13 protein-coding genes are annotated in these 15,900 nt (G+C 42.8%); 6 read left to right on the top strand and 7 right to left on the bottom strand.

Translation table 11 applies throughout. The features are described from left to right. The first annotated feature begins 70 nt into the window (after positions 1-70). Positions 71-2,461 (top strand): alpha-L-rhamnosidase-related protein, encoded by a 2,391-nt coding sequence (locus BMW98_RS13095; protein ID WP_090259028.1) that lies wholly within the window; start codon positions 71-73, stop codon positions 2,459-2,461. A 10-nt stretch (positions 2,462-2,471) separates the two neighbouring features. Here BMW98_RS13095 and pdeM read toward each other — a convergent pair whose 3' ends face one another. Further along, the gene (gene pdeM / locus BMW98_RS13090; protein ID WP_090259027.1) at positions 2,472-3,104 is read right to left on the bottom strand and encodes a ligase-associated DNA damage response endonuclease PdeM; all 633 of its coding nucleotides are present in this window, start codon (positions 3,102-3,104) and stop codon (positions 2,472-2,474) included. Between the two features lie 66 nt (positions 3,105-3,170). Here pdeM and BMW98_RS13085 point away from each other — a divergent pair, with 66 nt between their 5' ends. The 3 genes from BMW98_RS13085 (at position 3,171) to BMW98_RS13075 (ending at position 4,583) form a co-directional block, all read left to right on the top strand. After that, positions 3,171-3,608 carry a DUF2147 domain-containing protein gene (locus BMW98_RS13085; RefSeq protein ID WP_245733590.1) on the top strand — a complete coding sequence of 146 codons (438 nt, stop codon included), beginning with the start codon at positions 3,171-3,173 and terminating at the stop codon, positions 3,606-3,608. Between the two features lie 511 nt (positions 3,609-4,119). Next, positions 4,120-4,317, top strand: a complete 198-nt coding sequence (locus tag BMW98_RS13080; protein WP_090259026.1) for a hypothetical protein — start codon at positions 4,120-4,122, stop codon at positions 4,315-4,317. Further along, positions 4,317-4,583, top strand: coding sequence for a type II toxin-antitoxin system RelE family toxin (locus BMW98_RS13075; protein WP_090259025.1), 267 nt, complete (start codon positions 4,317-4,319; stop codon positions 4,581-4,583). Before BMW98_RS13080 ends, BMW98_RS13075 begins: the two co-directional genes overlap by 1 nt. A 76-nt stretch (positions 4,584-4,659) precedes the next feature. Here the strand turns inward: BMW98_RS13075 and BMW98_RS13070 are convergent, their stop codons facing one another. The 6 genes from BMW98_RS13070 to BMW98_RS13045 form a co-directional block, all read right to left on the bottom strand. Continuing rightward, positions 4,660-7,023 carry a TonB-dependent receptor gene (locus BMW98_RS13070; RefSeq protein ID WP_090259024.1) on the bottom strand — a complete coding sequence of 788 codons (2,364 nt, stop codon included), beginning with the start codon at positions 7,021-7,023 and terminating at the stop codon, positions 4,660-4,662. A gap of 59 nt (positions 7,024-7,082) precedes the next feature. Further along, complete coding sequence (locus tag BMW98_RS13065) at positions 7,083-7,601, bottom strand: GNAT family N-acetyltransferase (protein WP_090259023.1); 519 nt, start codon at positions 7,599-7,601, stop codon at positions 7,083-7,085. After that, a complete protein-coding gene (locus BMW98_RS13060; protein ID WP_090259022.1) occupies positions 7,598-7,888 on the bottom strand; it encodes a DUF3817 domain-containing protein in 291 nt (96 codons plus the stop codon). The genes BMW98_RS13065 and BMW98_RS13060 overlap by 4 nt, the downstream gene beginning before the upstream one ends. Before the next feature lie 208 nt (positions 7,889-8,096). Beyond that, the gene (locus tag BMW98_RS20540) at positions 8,097-10,049 is read right to left on the bottom strand and encodes a CHRD domain-containing protein (protein ID WP_185116631.1); all 1,953 of its coding nucleotides are present in this window, start codon (positions 10,047-10,049) and stop codon (positions 8,097-8,099) included. Positions 10,050-10,469: 420 nt separating this feature from the next. Then, entirely contained in the window at positions 10,470-12,899 is a 2,430-nt protein-coding gene (locus BMW98_RS13050) for a ligase-associated DNA damage response DEXH box helicase (protein ID WP_245733588.1), read from the bottom strand. Positions 12,900-12,965: 66 nt separating this feature from the next. Further along, on the bottom strand, positions 12,966-13,496 hold the full coding sequence (locus tag BMW98_RS13045) for a hypothetical protein (protein WP_139177547.1): 531 nt from the start codon (positions 13,494-13,496) through the stop codon (positions 12,966-12,968). A 232-nt stretch (positions 13,497-13,728) separates the two neighbouring features. On the opposite strand from BMW98_RS13045, the gene mpgS reads away from it, so the two are divergent. Both mpgS and mpgP read left to right on the top strand, forming a co-directional pair. Further along, positions 13,729-15,036 (top strand): mannosyl-3-phosphoglycerate synthase, encoded by a 1,308-nt coding sequence (gene mpgS, locus BMW98_RS13040; RefSeq protein ID WP_090259019.1) that lies wholly within the window; start codon positions 13,729-13,731, stop codon positions 15,034-15,036. Continuing rightward, positions 15,037-15,834, top strand: coding sequence for a mannosyl-3-phosphoglycerate phosphatase (gene mpgP / locus BMW98_RS13035; protein WP_090259018.1), 798 nt, complete (start codon positions 15,037-15,039; stop codon positions 15,832-15,834). Positions 15,835-15,900 lie beyond the last annotated feature (66 nt).

Below are 15,900 nucleotides of genomic sequence, written 5' to 3'. Positions count from 1 at the left end.
CTAACTTTCTTCGCAACCGACTTTGCTAAACAGTGAGCATTCTCATAGCTTAGGTTTTCAAATCGATTGTATGAAGAAGTTTCCCCTCTTAATCTTAGGAGCATTATGCATTTATGCGTGCAATAATGCTCCTCAAAACAATTCTTTTTCCCAAGTATTATCTAATACCGAAAGCATTGTCGGCAAGCCGGAATATTTGGCTTCCCCATATCTGACTCCCGGTGATAAAACCTATATGGTGGGGCATCAAGATGGTACTTTCCCCGATTTGGGCTGGCATGTTACAGGCGAAATGGGCGGAATTTGGAACCACCCAATCAAACTAATGGATGGCTTTTCGGCTCAAATCAGTAAAGACGGGGCAGCCTATTGTCTCGATAGTGCCAAACAGTTTGTGAACTATCCTTTCGCTAATTCTCATGAATTTGAGGTTGAAGCACTTAAGCTAACAGCTACTCGAAAACAGTTCGTACCCGATGGCGAAGAGGCAGCTTATGTGGAATATGAGCTCACCAATAACAGCGAAAAAATCCAAAAACTGACCTTTACTTTCAATGGTTTTGTAGACCTAAGACCAGTGTGGCTGGGTGAACGATCTGGGATGATTGATGCGAAAGATGAAGTTAAGTGGAATGAATCGATTCAAGGAATAGAAGGGAAGGATGTAAATAACGACTGGCATGTGGTTTATGCCTCTACTCTTGAGCCAGAGAGTCACGACTTGAACGCGAGCACCTGCGACTATGAAAGAAATGGAATGGGTGCAAATGCATGGCTCAGTTACACCCTTGAAATTCCGCCCTATGGTAATGCGGTTATCCCATTTGTAATTGCAGGTTCCGATGAGTCGAAGGCTGAGGCTATTTCAAGCTTGAAGAAAGTGCAGGCCAATGCTGGCGAAATGCTTCAAACAAAAGCTAGCCGATACCAGGCCATAGCTGACAAGGCAAAACTTACTATTCCTGATAAGAAGCTCGAAGAAGCTTTCCGCTGGGTCAAGTACAATACCGATTGGCTCATCAATGAAGTAGATGGTTTGGGTAGAGGAATTACTGCCGGAAACTCTGATTATCCATGGTTCTTTGGTGCAGATTCAGAATATGCCTTGCAAGGTGCTATGGCTATCGGCATGAAGGATATTGTCTATTCCACCATTCAAATGATTGATAGCGTTTCCAATGCAGTGAATAATGGTTCAGGCAAAATCATTCACGAAATGAGCACCAACGGGGTAGTTTTCAACCCAGGTAATTTGAATGAAACACCACAATATGCTACGCTGATATGGGAGGTGTTCAAATGGACGGGAGATAAGGACTTTTTAAGAAAGTACTATCCGACCGTGGAGGCTGGCCTAGACTGGCTATTGAAGGAAAACGATGAAGATGGAAACCTGTTAGCTGATGGCTATGGCATGATGGAGATTCATGGTTTAGAATCGGAAATGATTGATGTGGCAGCCTATACTTATAAAGCCTTTGTAGATGCTGCAGAAATGGCCGAAGTATTGGGTAAAACAGCGCAGGCAGAGAATTACAGAAGCAAGGCCGAAAAGCTCGCTGAAATCATCAATAACGACTTTTGGGTGGATGAATTCAGCTCGTATGCTGATTTTATCGGCAGAGCAAAGGACGCTAATCACCTGATTGAAGGCGCTATCGTTCGAGCTGATACCTTAAATAAACCTTGGGCTGTAGAAGAGTTGAAAGCTACGCAAAGAAGCGTTAGTCAATACCCTGCTAATAAGAAGCAAGGCTTTGTACTCTATCATAATTGGGTGGTCAACACACCTATGGAAGTCGGGGTAGCTGAGCCTGAAAAAGCCATCAAGGCTTTGAATACAGGAAGCAAGTATGTTAATCCTTTCGGAATGTTTGTAACTGGAATTGACCGCGATGAGTCTGCTGGTACAGATGATAGTGGTTTTGCCAAAAAGATGAAAATATTCTCTTATACCGGAGCCGTAATGACACTACCGACAGGCGTGCAAGCCATTGCCGAGAATAACTATGGCAGGCCAGATAATGCGTTGGAATATCTACAAAGAATGACCAATTCATTTAGTTATGCTTTGCCGGGCTCCATGTATGAAGTAAGTCCGGACTTTGGAATGCACGCCCAGGCTTGGAATATTTATTCCTATGCCGTTCCTCTGGTGAAACAGTTCTTTGGAATAGAGCCGATGGTGCATTTAAACCAGGCTGTAATTCAGCCAAAAATGCCTTCAACTTGGGAAGAAGCAAGCTTGGAGCGCATCCGAGTAGGGGATAACGAACTGAGCATAAGCTACCGAAAAACTGCGGAGGGAGTGCGTTTAGTTGTAACCCAAACTGATGCGGCATTTAGGTTGGTTTTTCCTCAAGAGGGCGCTTCAATAAAGGTGATTCAAGGCAACTTACTCAATGAAACGAATGGGCAAACCGAATTGAGCGGAGCAGAGGTGGAGGTGCTTATAAATTGAGAAAGGTGTGTTAGCACACCTTAACGACACTATCTTCGGTAATGGCATAAACATCGTCATGCTTAGTAATGGGAATGCGAGCAGTGCCTGTAAACTGTCCAAATGCTGGTAGAATTCCGTTGTTTGACCCAAAGTAAAAACAAGGTAAGCGCAGGCTTTGTCGGCCTTTGCCCGAAAGCCTAACAGCTGGGTGAATATGCCCCGCTAGATTATATTGGGTGGTATCCTCTGGAATGTGCGTAAGCGTGAATGGAGCTAATTCTAATTGCTCTAAAACCTCAAGGTTTGGTAGACGGTAAGACTGTTCGGGCAAAATATCATGATTGCCCAAAACCAGCTGAAAGTGGGTTGCAGATTTGCTCTTTAACCATTGGCGGAACTGAGTCCAACTCTGGTTTTCTTCGCTATGAAAAAGGTCGCCAAGAAAAACAACGGTTCGAGGTTTGTGTTTATCAATTAGTCTATCGAGTAAGTAAACATCTTTAGAATGAACCAAGTCCGAAACGGGTATGCCAGATTTTCTGAAATGTCCCGCCTTACCTAAGTGTAAGTCGGCTATAATCAGGTGTTCAGTTTCTTTCCAGAAAATTGCACGTTCGGGAAGTAAATAGAATGTTTGACCTAAAATTTTATGAATTGTCATGTTAACTTTAGAATGCTCACGTTGTGATAGACGAACATTTGAAACTCAAATATAAAATTCAGATTGATGATGAAAAGCGCCTTTTCCCTTTTTGCCCTAGTTACCGTGTTTGTTTTAGGTACGGCCATGCAAAATAACCCCGATGATGTTTTAGGTTTTTGGATGACCGATGATGGCGGTGCGAAGATTGAGATTTTTAAAGAGGCTGGGAAATACCACGGCAAAATCGTTTGGCTTAAGGAACCATTGAACGAGCAAGGAAAACCGAAGTTGGATAAGGAAAACCCGGATGACGCACTCAAAACCCGCCCGATTATTGGAATGAAACTGGTGAAGGATTTTGTGTTTGACGATGGACAGTGGGAGGATGGAGAAATCTACGACCCTAAAGAAGGTAAGACTTACAGCTGCCGCATGCGCTTAAAAAAAGAGAAGCTTGAAGTTCGTGGCTATATCGGTGCACCCATGTTCGGCAAAACTGTAGTGTGGACAAGAACAGAGTAGGCTGAGCTAATTGGTGGATTAGGTAAATGGTGAATTTGTTTCAGAGAATTTGTGCCTGCCGTTAGTCCAAATTATATGTCCGGTAGAACACATTAATGGGGTGTTTTACAGCCAGCCTTGGTGTCCTCACCAAGGCGTTTATGCTTTTTAGCTAGTTTGTCAGAGTTCCGTACCTAAAGGCACGGTAGGTAACCAGGTACGTATATGCTACCAATATTTAGTCCCTCTGGGACTTGGTAGTGGCTGCAAAGTATAATAGGGCTTCGTACTTTTCAGAACCTTAAATTCTCCATAGCTAGAACCTACCCGAACCATTTGTCCCGTAGGGACAGCACATGGGTAGCCAATAGAATATAAAGCCAACCATTGTGCCGTTAGGTACAAGACATTTGCTGGTAATTCTTCTGCCAGCCTTGGTGTCCTCACCAAGGCTTTTTAATGGCTATATGGTTAGTGGATAATCGAACTAATAACACTAGCATGCGTTTTTGCATTTAATTATATTTGAATTATGAGTTCTATAGTTATTAATCCCAAAAGCTCCGAAGAGTTAAAGTTTATCTCTGAGCTATTGAAAAAGTTAGGAGTAAAGTCAAAAGTACTCTCTGATGAGGATAGCGAAGACCTTGGGCTTGCGCTATTGATGAGAGAAGCCGATCGAACTGAAACTGTATCCGAAGAAGAAATTATGTCAAAGCTAAACGGCTGATGGAAGTAGTTTTCCTTAAAAAGTTTTATAAGGATTTAGATAAAATTAAAAAGTCAAAAGACCTAAAATCCATAGCTGAGATCATTGAACTCGTCAAATCCGTTGAGGTTATAGATGGTATTGCTGGAGTCAAGAAATTGTCTGGTTTTGAAAACGCGTTTCGAATTCGTTCAGGTAATTATAGAATAGGTGTTTTTGTTGATGGAACTCGCGTTGAGTTTGCTAGAGTTGCCCATAGAAAAGATATTTATAAGCTTTTTCCTTAATCGGCATTCATTGAGACCTTCTAGCCTTGGTGTCCTTACCAAGGCTTTTGTAACACTCAACAGGTTGTTATCTAAATTAAAAATCTATCACAATCCCAATTTGTGGTAAAATACTCGAGTTGTCGGTTTCAGCAATTTGTACCACCGTTTCGGGCTGAATGATGTTACCATTCTCATCTCTATTCAAACCATACTCCGGCTGCGAAGGAATGTTTTGCCCAAAGATGTTTTGAATTTCTACGTACACGTTAAACGTCCAATTGCTGAAATTCCATTTCTTATCAATTCGCACATCGGTTTGGTTAAACGTATCAAGATATACCGAACCCAATTGGTTGTAGTCCAAAATTATAGCCGGGTAGCTGTTTTGCGTAGCGTCAAGGTCTACAGGGGCGTAAGGCGTTTTGCCGATTAATCGCATGCGGGCACTGGCCTCCCAGTTGGTGCCAAACTTATAACCACCAGTAAAAGTGAGTAGATGTCTACTATCCCAGGCACTAGGTAAGTAGTCTTCCGTTACTCCAGAAAACTCACTTTTAAAAAGTGTATAAGCTAGAATAGCGTAGTAGTTACCGGTGAATTTTTTCTGATATAAAAACTCCAGTCCATAGGTTCTGCCTAAGCCAATACTGCTTACAGGCTCGTTGCCAACTACAGAAAAATCGCCACCTAAGTTGGCTAGCGAAACTCCTTTCTCAAGTGAAACTGGGTAGTTGTTGTATTTTTTATAAAAGCCTTCGATAGTAAAGCGCGATGACGGTGTAGCCAAGTATTCGACCCCAAACACAGCATGGTTACTGCTGATGTACTCCGTGTCTTTATTCACAAATTGCCCAGAGGCACTGTAGCCAAGTACCGTATAGGAAGGTAGCTTAAAGTATCTGCCGAGCGATGCATTAACTGACCACTTGCGTTGTGCATCCCAAGTATAGCTGGCTGAAATACGTGGACTTAGTGTATTCCACATTTCGTTGCCCGAGTCGGTAAAAGAGTTGCCATCAGTTCTAATTCCGGCTGAAAGATCGAGCCTATCAGAAAGCAAAGACCTGCTTGCCTGAAAGGAGGCTCCGTACTTGGCAAAGCTAATTTTGTCGTTAAAGCTGTTGTTGTTTACCAGGTCAATGTTGTTGTTGGAGTAGGAGACAGCCTGAAGACTGGCGGTAGTTATAAAAGTCCAATCGCCTTTGAATTTGGTGTAGTTTACGCGCAGTTTGGTTTCGTTTTCTTCAGAGATGTTCTGAAAGTAAAGCCCGTTCTCGTTTACATTGTCTTCAAAACGCTGAAAATCATTGTTTAAGGTGTTGTTGCTTAAAGTGGTTTGCAGAAAGCCTGAACCATCTTTAAAACGCGACTTCCAACTCACGCCAATAGTGTTAGTCCGCTGATTTATAATGGGTACCTGCTCCAGTGTGGCCTGTTGTTCAGGGTCATACTCATCGGGTACATTTATACTAAAATCATCGATTGACCCAACTCCTGTAAAAATCAGTTCATTATACTTATCTATTTGATGTGTTACTTTAAACTGATAGTCCCAGTAATCTGGGAGAAAAGGAAGGTCTATTGCTTGAAAGAGAAACTGCAAATATGACCTTCTGGCCGAGGCAATAAACGATGTTTTTGATGTCTCATTGTTGCCCTTAAATAGCGGGGACTCTACTGTTAAAGCAGCCTCGCTACTACTTACCCTAAAGTTGGTTTTGAACCTGCGGTTGTTACCATTTCTTTGGTCAAACTGTAATACGCCAGAGAGGGCATTGTCGTATTGGGCACCAAACGCACTTGTAGCAAGTGTCACGCCTTCAAAGAAGCTTACGTTGAGCAAGCCGACAGGTCCGCCAGCGCTACCTTGGGTAGTAAAGTGGTTGATGTTTGGTATCTCAATACCGTCCAAGTAGTACACGTTTTCGTTAGGCGCGCCACCTCGAATGATCACATCGTTTCGGAAACCGCCTATGGAGCCCGATACCCCTGGCAGCGACTGTACTACTTTGGCGATATCATTGTTTCCACCCGGATAGTTGGCAATCTCATCGGCATTTAGTTGTTGAATGGATAGGGGCGTTTCTGCCAGTTTTTCAAATGGGTTGGCAGTAATCACAACTTCTTCCAGCTCCTCAGCGCTTTCTTGTAGGCTGAAATTAACGTTTGGGCTTCCGCCTGTACGAACAATCACTCCGTACTTTAAAACGCTCTCAAAGCCAATAAATGAGCATTGAAGCGTATAGGTGTTTGGCTCAACGTTGCTGATCAAGAAATAGCCATTCTCATCGGAGATAGCCCCTTGGGTTGTGCCAACCAGCTGAATGGTTGCTCCAGGGATCGGTTCTTCTGTCTTTGCATCAGTAACATAGCCAGCAATTTGAGCTTTGTTTTGATAGCTTAGTGCGCTTGAGTAAACGCATAAGAGTAAGAGTGTGAGGTAGAAATGAGGTTTCATCTAAAAGTTAATTCAAAATGAACAAACTGTGGAAGGTTAAAACTGTTTTGGAAAGTTGGCTATTTGTTGAAAATAAGTCTAAAACCTAAAACCGGTAGGTTTTCCTGCATAAAGTCGAGATCGGTTGCCCGTTTAAAACCTAGTCGCTCATACATTCCCCATGCCACTTGCATGGATTCGGTTGTATGAATGATCATTTGCTTAAAACCGGCTGCTTTGGCGGTTGCTATGCACCATTGTGAGAGTGATTTGCCAATACCTTTGCCTTTGTGTTGTGGGGAGACAGCTAACAGCCTAAAGGCGGCCGTGTCGATTTCTTTGGGAGCTATTCCTCCCGAACCATATTCACTCATATGGCTAATGTATACTACGGCACCGCTTATTGTTCCGGCTGTTTCACAAACGAGCAGTTGGGTGTGCTTGCGTTTTATGAGTTCCCCGATGTTGCGGAGCACATCAAAGTAGCGAGGTTGGGTTTCGGGAGTAGGAAAGCCTGGAATATTCCCGAATACTTCGACCAAGAGTTCGCCTATTTGGTTGAATTCTGTTGGTTTCGCTGGCCTGATGAAATGTTTCATTTTGAAACAGTGTATTCTCTTAAAATACGCTTCTCGACTACGAATGGGGCAAATGGGAGTAGGGAGGCGGCTAGTGCCATTAATGTGGTTTTTGCTTTCCACTTCATGCTTATGGCTACAAATACCACCATGGCGCAGTAAGCTACAAATAAAACACCGTGGGCGAGTCCGACAGGGTAGGTTGGTTCTGGAATGCCGAAAATATACTTTAATGGCATGCACACTCCGAGTAAAAGTAAGTAGCTAATGCCTTCTAAAATGGCAAGAATGCTGAGGGCTTTGATCATGCTGCAAAGGTAAGTCTCAATGTTTTTAACAGAGTACCTATTGTATAAAAAAAGAGGCTGTCTTCAAAAGCCGACTAATATCGTCATTCTCAGCTTGACTGGGAATCTCCTTCAGGCTTTGGATCTAGTTTGAGGAGATTCCCGATGGGTGTCGGGAATGACGTTTAGCTTTTGAGACAGCCTCTTTTAAACAAAAAGAACTATCTAATTAATTTGCGTTGCTGCCTATATCGCCCTGCGCTACAAGTGTAGCTAGGTCGTTAGCGCTCTTATGAATGTTTACATAGCCGTCTAAGCTCAGTATATCATCATAAGTTATGCTTGTGCCGTCATCTAGCATTCTAATGTTGGTCATTGCAATGCCTGTGCTTCCGTCCACATTGTTAAATGTGAATAGGATGTCACCGCCTTCGGCAGCAGAATTCTCATGAATATGACCAGGGTGTGAATCTGTGATCATGGTATTCATCAATTCAATTTTTGAAAGCGTAGTACCGTCTTTTCTTTGCATAAAAGTAATGGTTCCGCTTGTGCCTGGTTGGTCTACCTCATTTAAGGTGTAGCTCATTGAAGTACCAGTTAACTCATTGGCGCCAATGTCGCCTTGGGCAATAATTGTACCTAGGTCTGCTGTGCTGTTGTGAATATTCACATAACCATTGTAATTCAATAGCTCATCATACGTAATGGCAGTTCCGTCATCAAGCATGGCAATATTGTTTACTGATTTGCCTGTGGCGCCATCAACTGGGTTAAAGGTGAATGCGATTCCGCCTGTTTCTATAGCGGCATTCATGTGGATGTGTCCAGGGTGAGAGCCGCCTGTAATGGTTCCGTTAAGGGCCACAATTCCCAAAGATTCGCCATTCATTCTTTCGTATACTGTGAATGTACCGTTAATACCTGTTACATCTTTTTCGCCTAAAGTATAGGCTTTAGATTCGCCAGTTAACTTATTCTGTCCAATATCACCTTGGGCAACCAGTGTAGCTAAGTCATCAGCACTGGCATGTACGTTAATGTAGCCATCGTACGTAATTAGTTCATCGTAAGTAATATCGCCACCGGCATCTAGCATTGCTACGTTTGTTTTGCTCCATCCGGCCATTACGCTATTCAAGGTTACAGCAATTCCTCCGCCTTCAGCCGCGGTGTTCATGTGAATGTGCATGGGTCTATCGCTGTCACTCGGATCATTTTCTAGCATTACGGTTACCAAGGTTTCTCCGTTCATGCGTTTGGTAAATGTTGCAGTACCGGAAATGTCGGGGTCTGCCACCGATGAAAGTGGGTATTCCTCAGACATGCTCGTTAGTTTGTTTTGTCCAATGTCGCCTTGGGCTACTAGGGTTGCTAAATCATTTGCGCTAGCGTGAACATTAATGTATCCATCGTAATTGGTTAATTCGGTATAAGTAATGGCGGTGCCGTTGTCAAACGATGCCACGTTAGTTTTACTCCATCCGTTCATCACGTTGCTCAGGGTAATAGCGATATCTCCGCCTTCAACAGCGGTGTTTTCATGAATATGAATTGGTCTATCGCTATCGCTAGGGTCGTTCATTAAGCTAATTTCAACAAGGGTTTCGTTGTTGGCTCTTTCGTAAAAAGTTGCCGTTCCCATAATGTCTGGGTCGCTTACAGCTGCCAAATCATAGCTGGTCATGTTGCCAGTAAGGGCGTTTTCTCCAATATCGCCTTGTGCAAGTAGTGTAGCTAAGTCGTTCGAGCTATTGTGAACATTAATGTATCCATCAAACATAATCAGCTCGTCATAAGTAATCGCTGTACCGTCATCTAACATCGAGATGGTTGTCTCGCTCATTCCGGTGCTGCCATCTACAGGAGTAAGGCTAACAGCTATGTCTCCACCTTCTGCAGCAGTGTTAAAGTGAATGTGAGAAGGGTGTGAGCCTCCCGAACTGGTTCCGCTCAAGTCTAGCGTTAAAATTGTAGTGTTGTCTTCTCTCTTTTCGAAGATTGCAGAACCCATTACACCAGATGAGCCAACGGCAGAAAGGCTAAAAGTAACTTTGTCGCCTGTCAAAGGTGGGGCAGGTGCATCGTCATCATTGTCGCAGGAAACGACAATTGTAAACGCAAATACCAAAGTGAGAACTTTGCTAAGGTTTTGAAATAATTTTCTTGTAGGTTTTAACATGGTTGTTATTCTTTTGTTGTAACCATACTTACTAAGTAACCTGGGTGATTGGATTTAATAGATTAGAATAAATTCTGAATTTTATTGTAATAACCTGTTTGTGAGGGTGGTTAAATTATCCTTTTGTGTTTGTCAAAAGAACTTTGGCTATAAAAAATAGATCCCGATAATAACATTACCGGGATCAGACTCAACCTTATCAACCAAAACCTAATTAGTTGAAATACTATAAACACTTATTTAACCTTACGAAGCAGGTGTGCTAGCTGGATTTAGTTAAAGGAAAAAAAGTGGATTTTTTTAGAGTTTGCTGAGGCAGCTTTCTCAAGGCTCAACATAATTTTCTGCACTTTCTTGTCTTTTGTGTGGGTTTGTGGCTTGAAATTAGAGTTTTCTTTTCGAATAGTCCTAGGGTGTATCTTAGTCTCCGAACTCCAGTTGCATTTTGGCTATTCTTTCGGATAGTAGTTCGTTTGTGTAGCGTTCTCGTAAGCGGTCTACCATTATAGGGAAACAGAACGGGGTGGGTTGAGATAACTTTTTTACAATAATCTCTTGTTGGTTGATTCTCGATAATGCAGATTTCAATCTTGATTTTTCAAACTGAAGCGAAAGTACTTCTTCGTTGGCTTGTTTCAGTAGGAGGTTCTCTGGGTCATAATCTTGAAAAACCTTGAAGATCATGCTGGAAGAGGCCTGTAGGTGTTTGTTTGTAACGTTTTTACCTGGGTAACCTTGAAAAATAAGCCCAGAAATGGCAGCAATATCTCTAAACTTGCGTTTGGCCATTTCAGTATTGTTAATGCTGGCATATATGTCGTCCATCAGGTTTTCTTCACTGAAGAGGTCTAGTTCTAAAAAGTCTTCAATTTCAATGTCTAGGTCGGTTAAGATTTCAAAACCATAATCATTCGAGGCGATGGAAAAGGAAATTGGCTGGCTCACGCTTATTCGGTAGGCCAGTAGTGCTGCCAGTACATCGTGAATGTATTTGCCTTCGAGCGGATACATGTATATATGCGTTCCCTCGTCAGACTTAATTTGTTCTACCAAAAGCTGGTTGGTGTGTGGTAGGGCAGAAAGCTTTGCGTGTTTTTCCAGTAATGGCTTTAGTTTTTGCATTTCTGGGCCTTCAAAAACTCCTTTTGACGCGTCTTCGATTTTTTGGCGCATGGCATCGGAAAGGAGAGATGTGAATGATGCTTTGCCGCCTCCCCAGCGAGGAATTGGCCCGGTTTTCTTCTTCGAATTGCGAACGGTAGCTGTCATGTCTTTTAGTCTCACCAGTTCTAGATTTCTGCCCGCAAACCAAAAAGTGTCTCCTATTTTCAAATGGCTAATAAAGTATTCTTCAACAGTGCCAATGTACTTTCCACCAGCATAACGCACTTTTATAACGGGGTCCGAAACTATTGTCCCCATGGATAAACGATGTCTCATGGCGGTTTTTCGGCTTTTTACAACGTACCTGCCATCTGGTTCAATTTCTACCTTGGCGTATTCATCATAAGCGCTAAGTGAACTGCCTCCTGTTGTTATAAATTCAAGGCACCAGCTCCATTCTTGGTCAGTTAGTTTAGCATATGCATGGCTTTGTCTTATTTGTTCCAAAGTGGTTTCTGGATAAAAACCTGGTCCAACGGCCAGTGTAACCAAGTACTGCACCAGCACGTCTATCGATTTTTTAAGTGGGTTTCTGCTTTCGAATTGTTTGTTAGCAATGGCTTCTTTAAGTACTGCTGCTTCAATAAGTTCGAGCGAGTGGGTAGGTAGAAAGTAGATTTTACTAGTGGCGCCTGGCTGATGGCCACTACGGCCGGCACGCTGAAAGAAACGGGCTATACCTTTTGGTCCTCCTACTTGAATAACCATATCTACAGGGCGAAAGTCTACGCCCAAATCGAGGCTAGAGGTGCAAACCACGCATTTTAGTTTTCCGGCATGAAGAGCATCTTCTACCCATTGTCTCACCTTAGTATCTAATGAGCCATGATGCATGGCAACCAAGCCTGCTAACTCTGGTGCTTTGTCCATCAGTTTTTGATACCAAACCTCTGTCTGCGACCTCACATTGGTAAAAAGTAGGGTGGAGTTGTTGGCTTCGAGAATCGGAATAACGCTGGGGAGCATGTTGGTGCCTAAATGGCCCGACCATGGCAGTGACTTTACATCATCTGGTAGTATTGATTCTATCACTATCTTTTTGTTGAGATTGGCGCGAATTATAGCACAGTCGCTGTAAAGGTCGCCTAGTAAAACTTGGGCAGCTTCTTGCAGATTACCAATGGTGGCCGATATGGCCCAGGTTTTTATAGGCTTTGGGTTTAGGTGTCTGAAATAGGCTAAGGCAAGTTCCATCTGGACCCCGCGTTTTCCTCCAATAAGTTCGTGCCATTCGTCAACAACAACGGTCTTTAGTTTTTTAAAGGTCTTGGCTGCGTCTTTTTGGCTTAAAAGCACGTGTATGCTCTCTGGGGTGGTTACCAAGGCTTGAGGCATTTGTTTTTTCTGTGCCGCGCGTTCCTTGGTCGAGGTGTCTCCTGTGCGCAGACCAACTTCCCAGTTTAAGCCCATTTCATTGCAGGTTAACTGCATGGCATTGCGAATGTCCTTGGCAAGTGCGCGTAATGGGGTTACCCAAATTACCTGAAGGCCCGTTTCTACTTTTGGGCTTTGCAGGGCTTCTAGTACGCAACCTAGCCAAATAGCGTAGGTTTTACCGCTGCCTGTGGGTGCATTTAATAGCCCACTTTTACCGGCAAGGTAAGCTTGCCAAGTTGCTTGCTGAAACTCAAATGCCGTCCATTCCTTGGACTTAAACCATGCTAAAGCCGGAGATATATCGCTCACAATTACTGATTGCCTTTAAGACAAACATAATGAGCGGGAAGGTGTTTTGGAAGAATTTAATTGCGCTTAGAAAGTTGCATTGTAATCAATGCGCATTTCGTGCTCTTTGAGTTCGTTGTTAAGTCCGCCAAATTTCTGAAGACCACCGTTGTAATAGCCGTGTTTGGCGTTAATTCGAATTAGGGCAATGTATTCGTTTCCGTTGGTGTCAATTTGGTAAAAGCCGTCATCATTAGGGAAAACAATCACTTTTGGTTGAATGCCTTTCTTTTCTATGGCTTTTAAATTGAAGAATGTAGTGCCGTTTTTGGTTATTTCAGTTTCTGCAATTTCCTCTTCAAAACGGGCTTCAAAGAATAGAAGAATGTTTTCTGCTACTTCTGGCTGTCTTGCCTCTGTATCTGGGCTAGGCATAAAGTTGCCTTCGTACTTTCGCACTTTGCCGTAATAGCCATTGATGATGGTTGGTTCGTCTATTTTGTCACTAATTCTCACTTTGTAGTTAAAGTAGTAGTTAGTCGCAACCGGTGCATTGTCCTTTTTGCAGCCTAGCACAGCAAGCGAAGTAAATAGGGTAATAACCAACAGTCTTTTCATCACATTCATATTCAAGTCACGAAATAAAGAAATTATTCGGGCTTTTCATTTGCTCTGTTTGTTAAAGAATCTCAAAAATTACCTCAGAAGAGGGTTGTCTATAGGTGGGTAGGTGATAGTTTTTTGTTGATTATCGTTTGATTGGTTTAAAAAATAACTGTTTTAGAAACCGTTTGCGTTTTTTAATAAAAAGTTGGGTTAAAATTTAACGTGTGTTGATTAGATTTACGTTATGAGAATTGAAATCCCTAGAGAAGTTGAGCGATTTGGTCCCATTAAGTTTCACGATGTGCAAAAGGTGTGGGAGCTTGATGCTGGACTAAAGCACACCAAGAACGAACCAAAAGAAAAGGAGAGAAGGGTGATAACTCGTGTGGCCTACGAATCTATTCAGGCTGTGCAGGAAGAAATGGCCATAGTGGTTCCGATTAAGGACGAAAAAATCAAATTGCTAGAAGGGGTTTTGGCTGGTATTCCACATCACTGCCAGGTGATTATAGTTTCTAACAGTAAGCGAACACCGGTCGATCGTTTTAAAATTGAAAAAGACGCCTTGGAGCACATTGCCAAGTTTATGAAGAAGGAGATCTTCATTGTGCATCAAAAGGACCCTAAGCTGGCGGAAGCCTGTAAAAATGCGGGTTATCCGCATATTTTAGACGATAATGGTTTGGTGCGTAATGGTAAAGCCGAAGGAATGATTCTCAGTACCATTTTGGCTTATCTAAGTGGTAAAAAGTACATCGGCTTTATCGATTCTGATAATTACTTCCCTGGGGCGGTTTATGAATATGTGCAGGAATACAGTGCGGCTTTGTATGCAGCCAAGTCGAAATATGCGATGGTACGCATTGCCTGGCACAGCAAACCAAAAATTGTAGAGTCGAACCTGTTTTTTGCAAAAAGGGGCCGTGCCTCTGAGCATACCAATAAAATTCTCAACAGCTTGGTTTCGAGCTACACTGGCTACGGTACCGAAATTATCAAAACAGGAAATGCTGGTGAGCATGCCATGTCGCTCGATTTGGCTATGAACATCGATTATTCTTCGGGATATTCCATAGAGCCTTACCACTACATTAATGTGCTGGAGCGATTTGGTGGGATTGTAGGCTCTCCGCAACCAGAAATAATGAAGCAAGGCGTGGAGTTTTATCAGATTGAAAGTAGAAACCCTCACTTGCATGAAGTAAAGGGAGAAGAGCATGTTAAATCGATGAGTAGGGAAGCGATGGAGTCAATCTATCATTCACCCATCTGTCCCGACCATTTAAAGGAAGAAATTCACCAAGACCTGATTAGCCGCGGATTGATTGCCGAGGGTGAAGAGGTGCCGAATACGCTACGCTATTACCCTGCACTTACCAAAGTGAATATGCTGAAGTTTAAAGACACGCTTAAGAAGACAGCTTACGCTGAATACTTGAAAGCCGATTTGAAGGACTATAAGTATATAAATGGTAGAAATGGGTTAATGAGAGAAAAGGTGGTGACTACCGACCATTTACCTGAAAAACACGAAAAGCTTGAAGTAAAATAAATGAAGAAACTTGTATTTACTGATTTAGACGGCACCCTGCTAGACTTGAAATCGTATTCATTCATGCAGTCAATCGAAGCAATCGAAAAGTTAAAGTCGGCTGGGGTGCCGGTTATTTTTTGCAGCTCAAAAACACGAAACGAACAAGAGTTTTATCGTGAGAGCTTGGGGATTCGAGATCCTTTTATTGTGGAAAATGGCTCAGCTATATACATCCCAAAAGGCTACTTTAAGCAATCAATTCCTTACAATACTTATGTAACTGGCGATTATGAGGTGATTTGCTTGGGCAAGTCGGTAGATAGTATTCGTTCGGTGCTTTTGGCGAAAAGAGAGCAGTTGGGGCTAAATTTTATGATGTACGAAGACCTTCCGCCCGAAGAAATTTCCATGCTTACTGGTTTGGATTTAAAATCGGCCAGAAGAGCTAAGGCCAGGGATTATTCCGAAACCATTTTGAGAGGGTCTTTGAGTGAGAGTTTTTACACTGCCATTGATGCCAACGGGTTTAGAAGTATTCCTGGTAGCAAGTTTGAAACTGTGATAAGCAAGTATGCTAATAAAGGCAAGGCAGTTGAGATACTGATAGAGCTATATGCGCGCGAAAACGATGACCTAGAAACCTTTGCCATTGGGGATAGTCAGAATGATGCAGAAATGCTGGCGGCTGTAGATAATCCGTTTTTAGTGCAGCGACCGGATGGTGAATGGGCTGAACTTGCCGATGTAACGGCACAAGGTATTTCGGGTGTTGGGCCAAAAGGCTGGGTGCGCGTGGTCGACCTTATTTTGAATTAGAACTAATATGTGTGTTGAATATTTGTCAAAGGAAAGGCCGCTCATTTGAGCGGCCTTTCTATTTTT

The sequence above is a fragment of the Roseivirga pacifica genome, assembly GCF_900111145.1.
Taxonomy (GTDB): domain Bacteria; phylum Bacteroidota; class Bacteroidia; order Cytophagales; family Cyclobacteriaceae; genus Roseivirga; species Roseivirga pacifica.
Note: the sequence above shows the minus strand (reverse complement) of the source record. Positions and strands in the feature narration are given on the sequence as shown.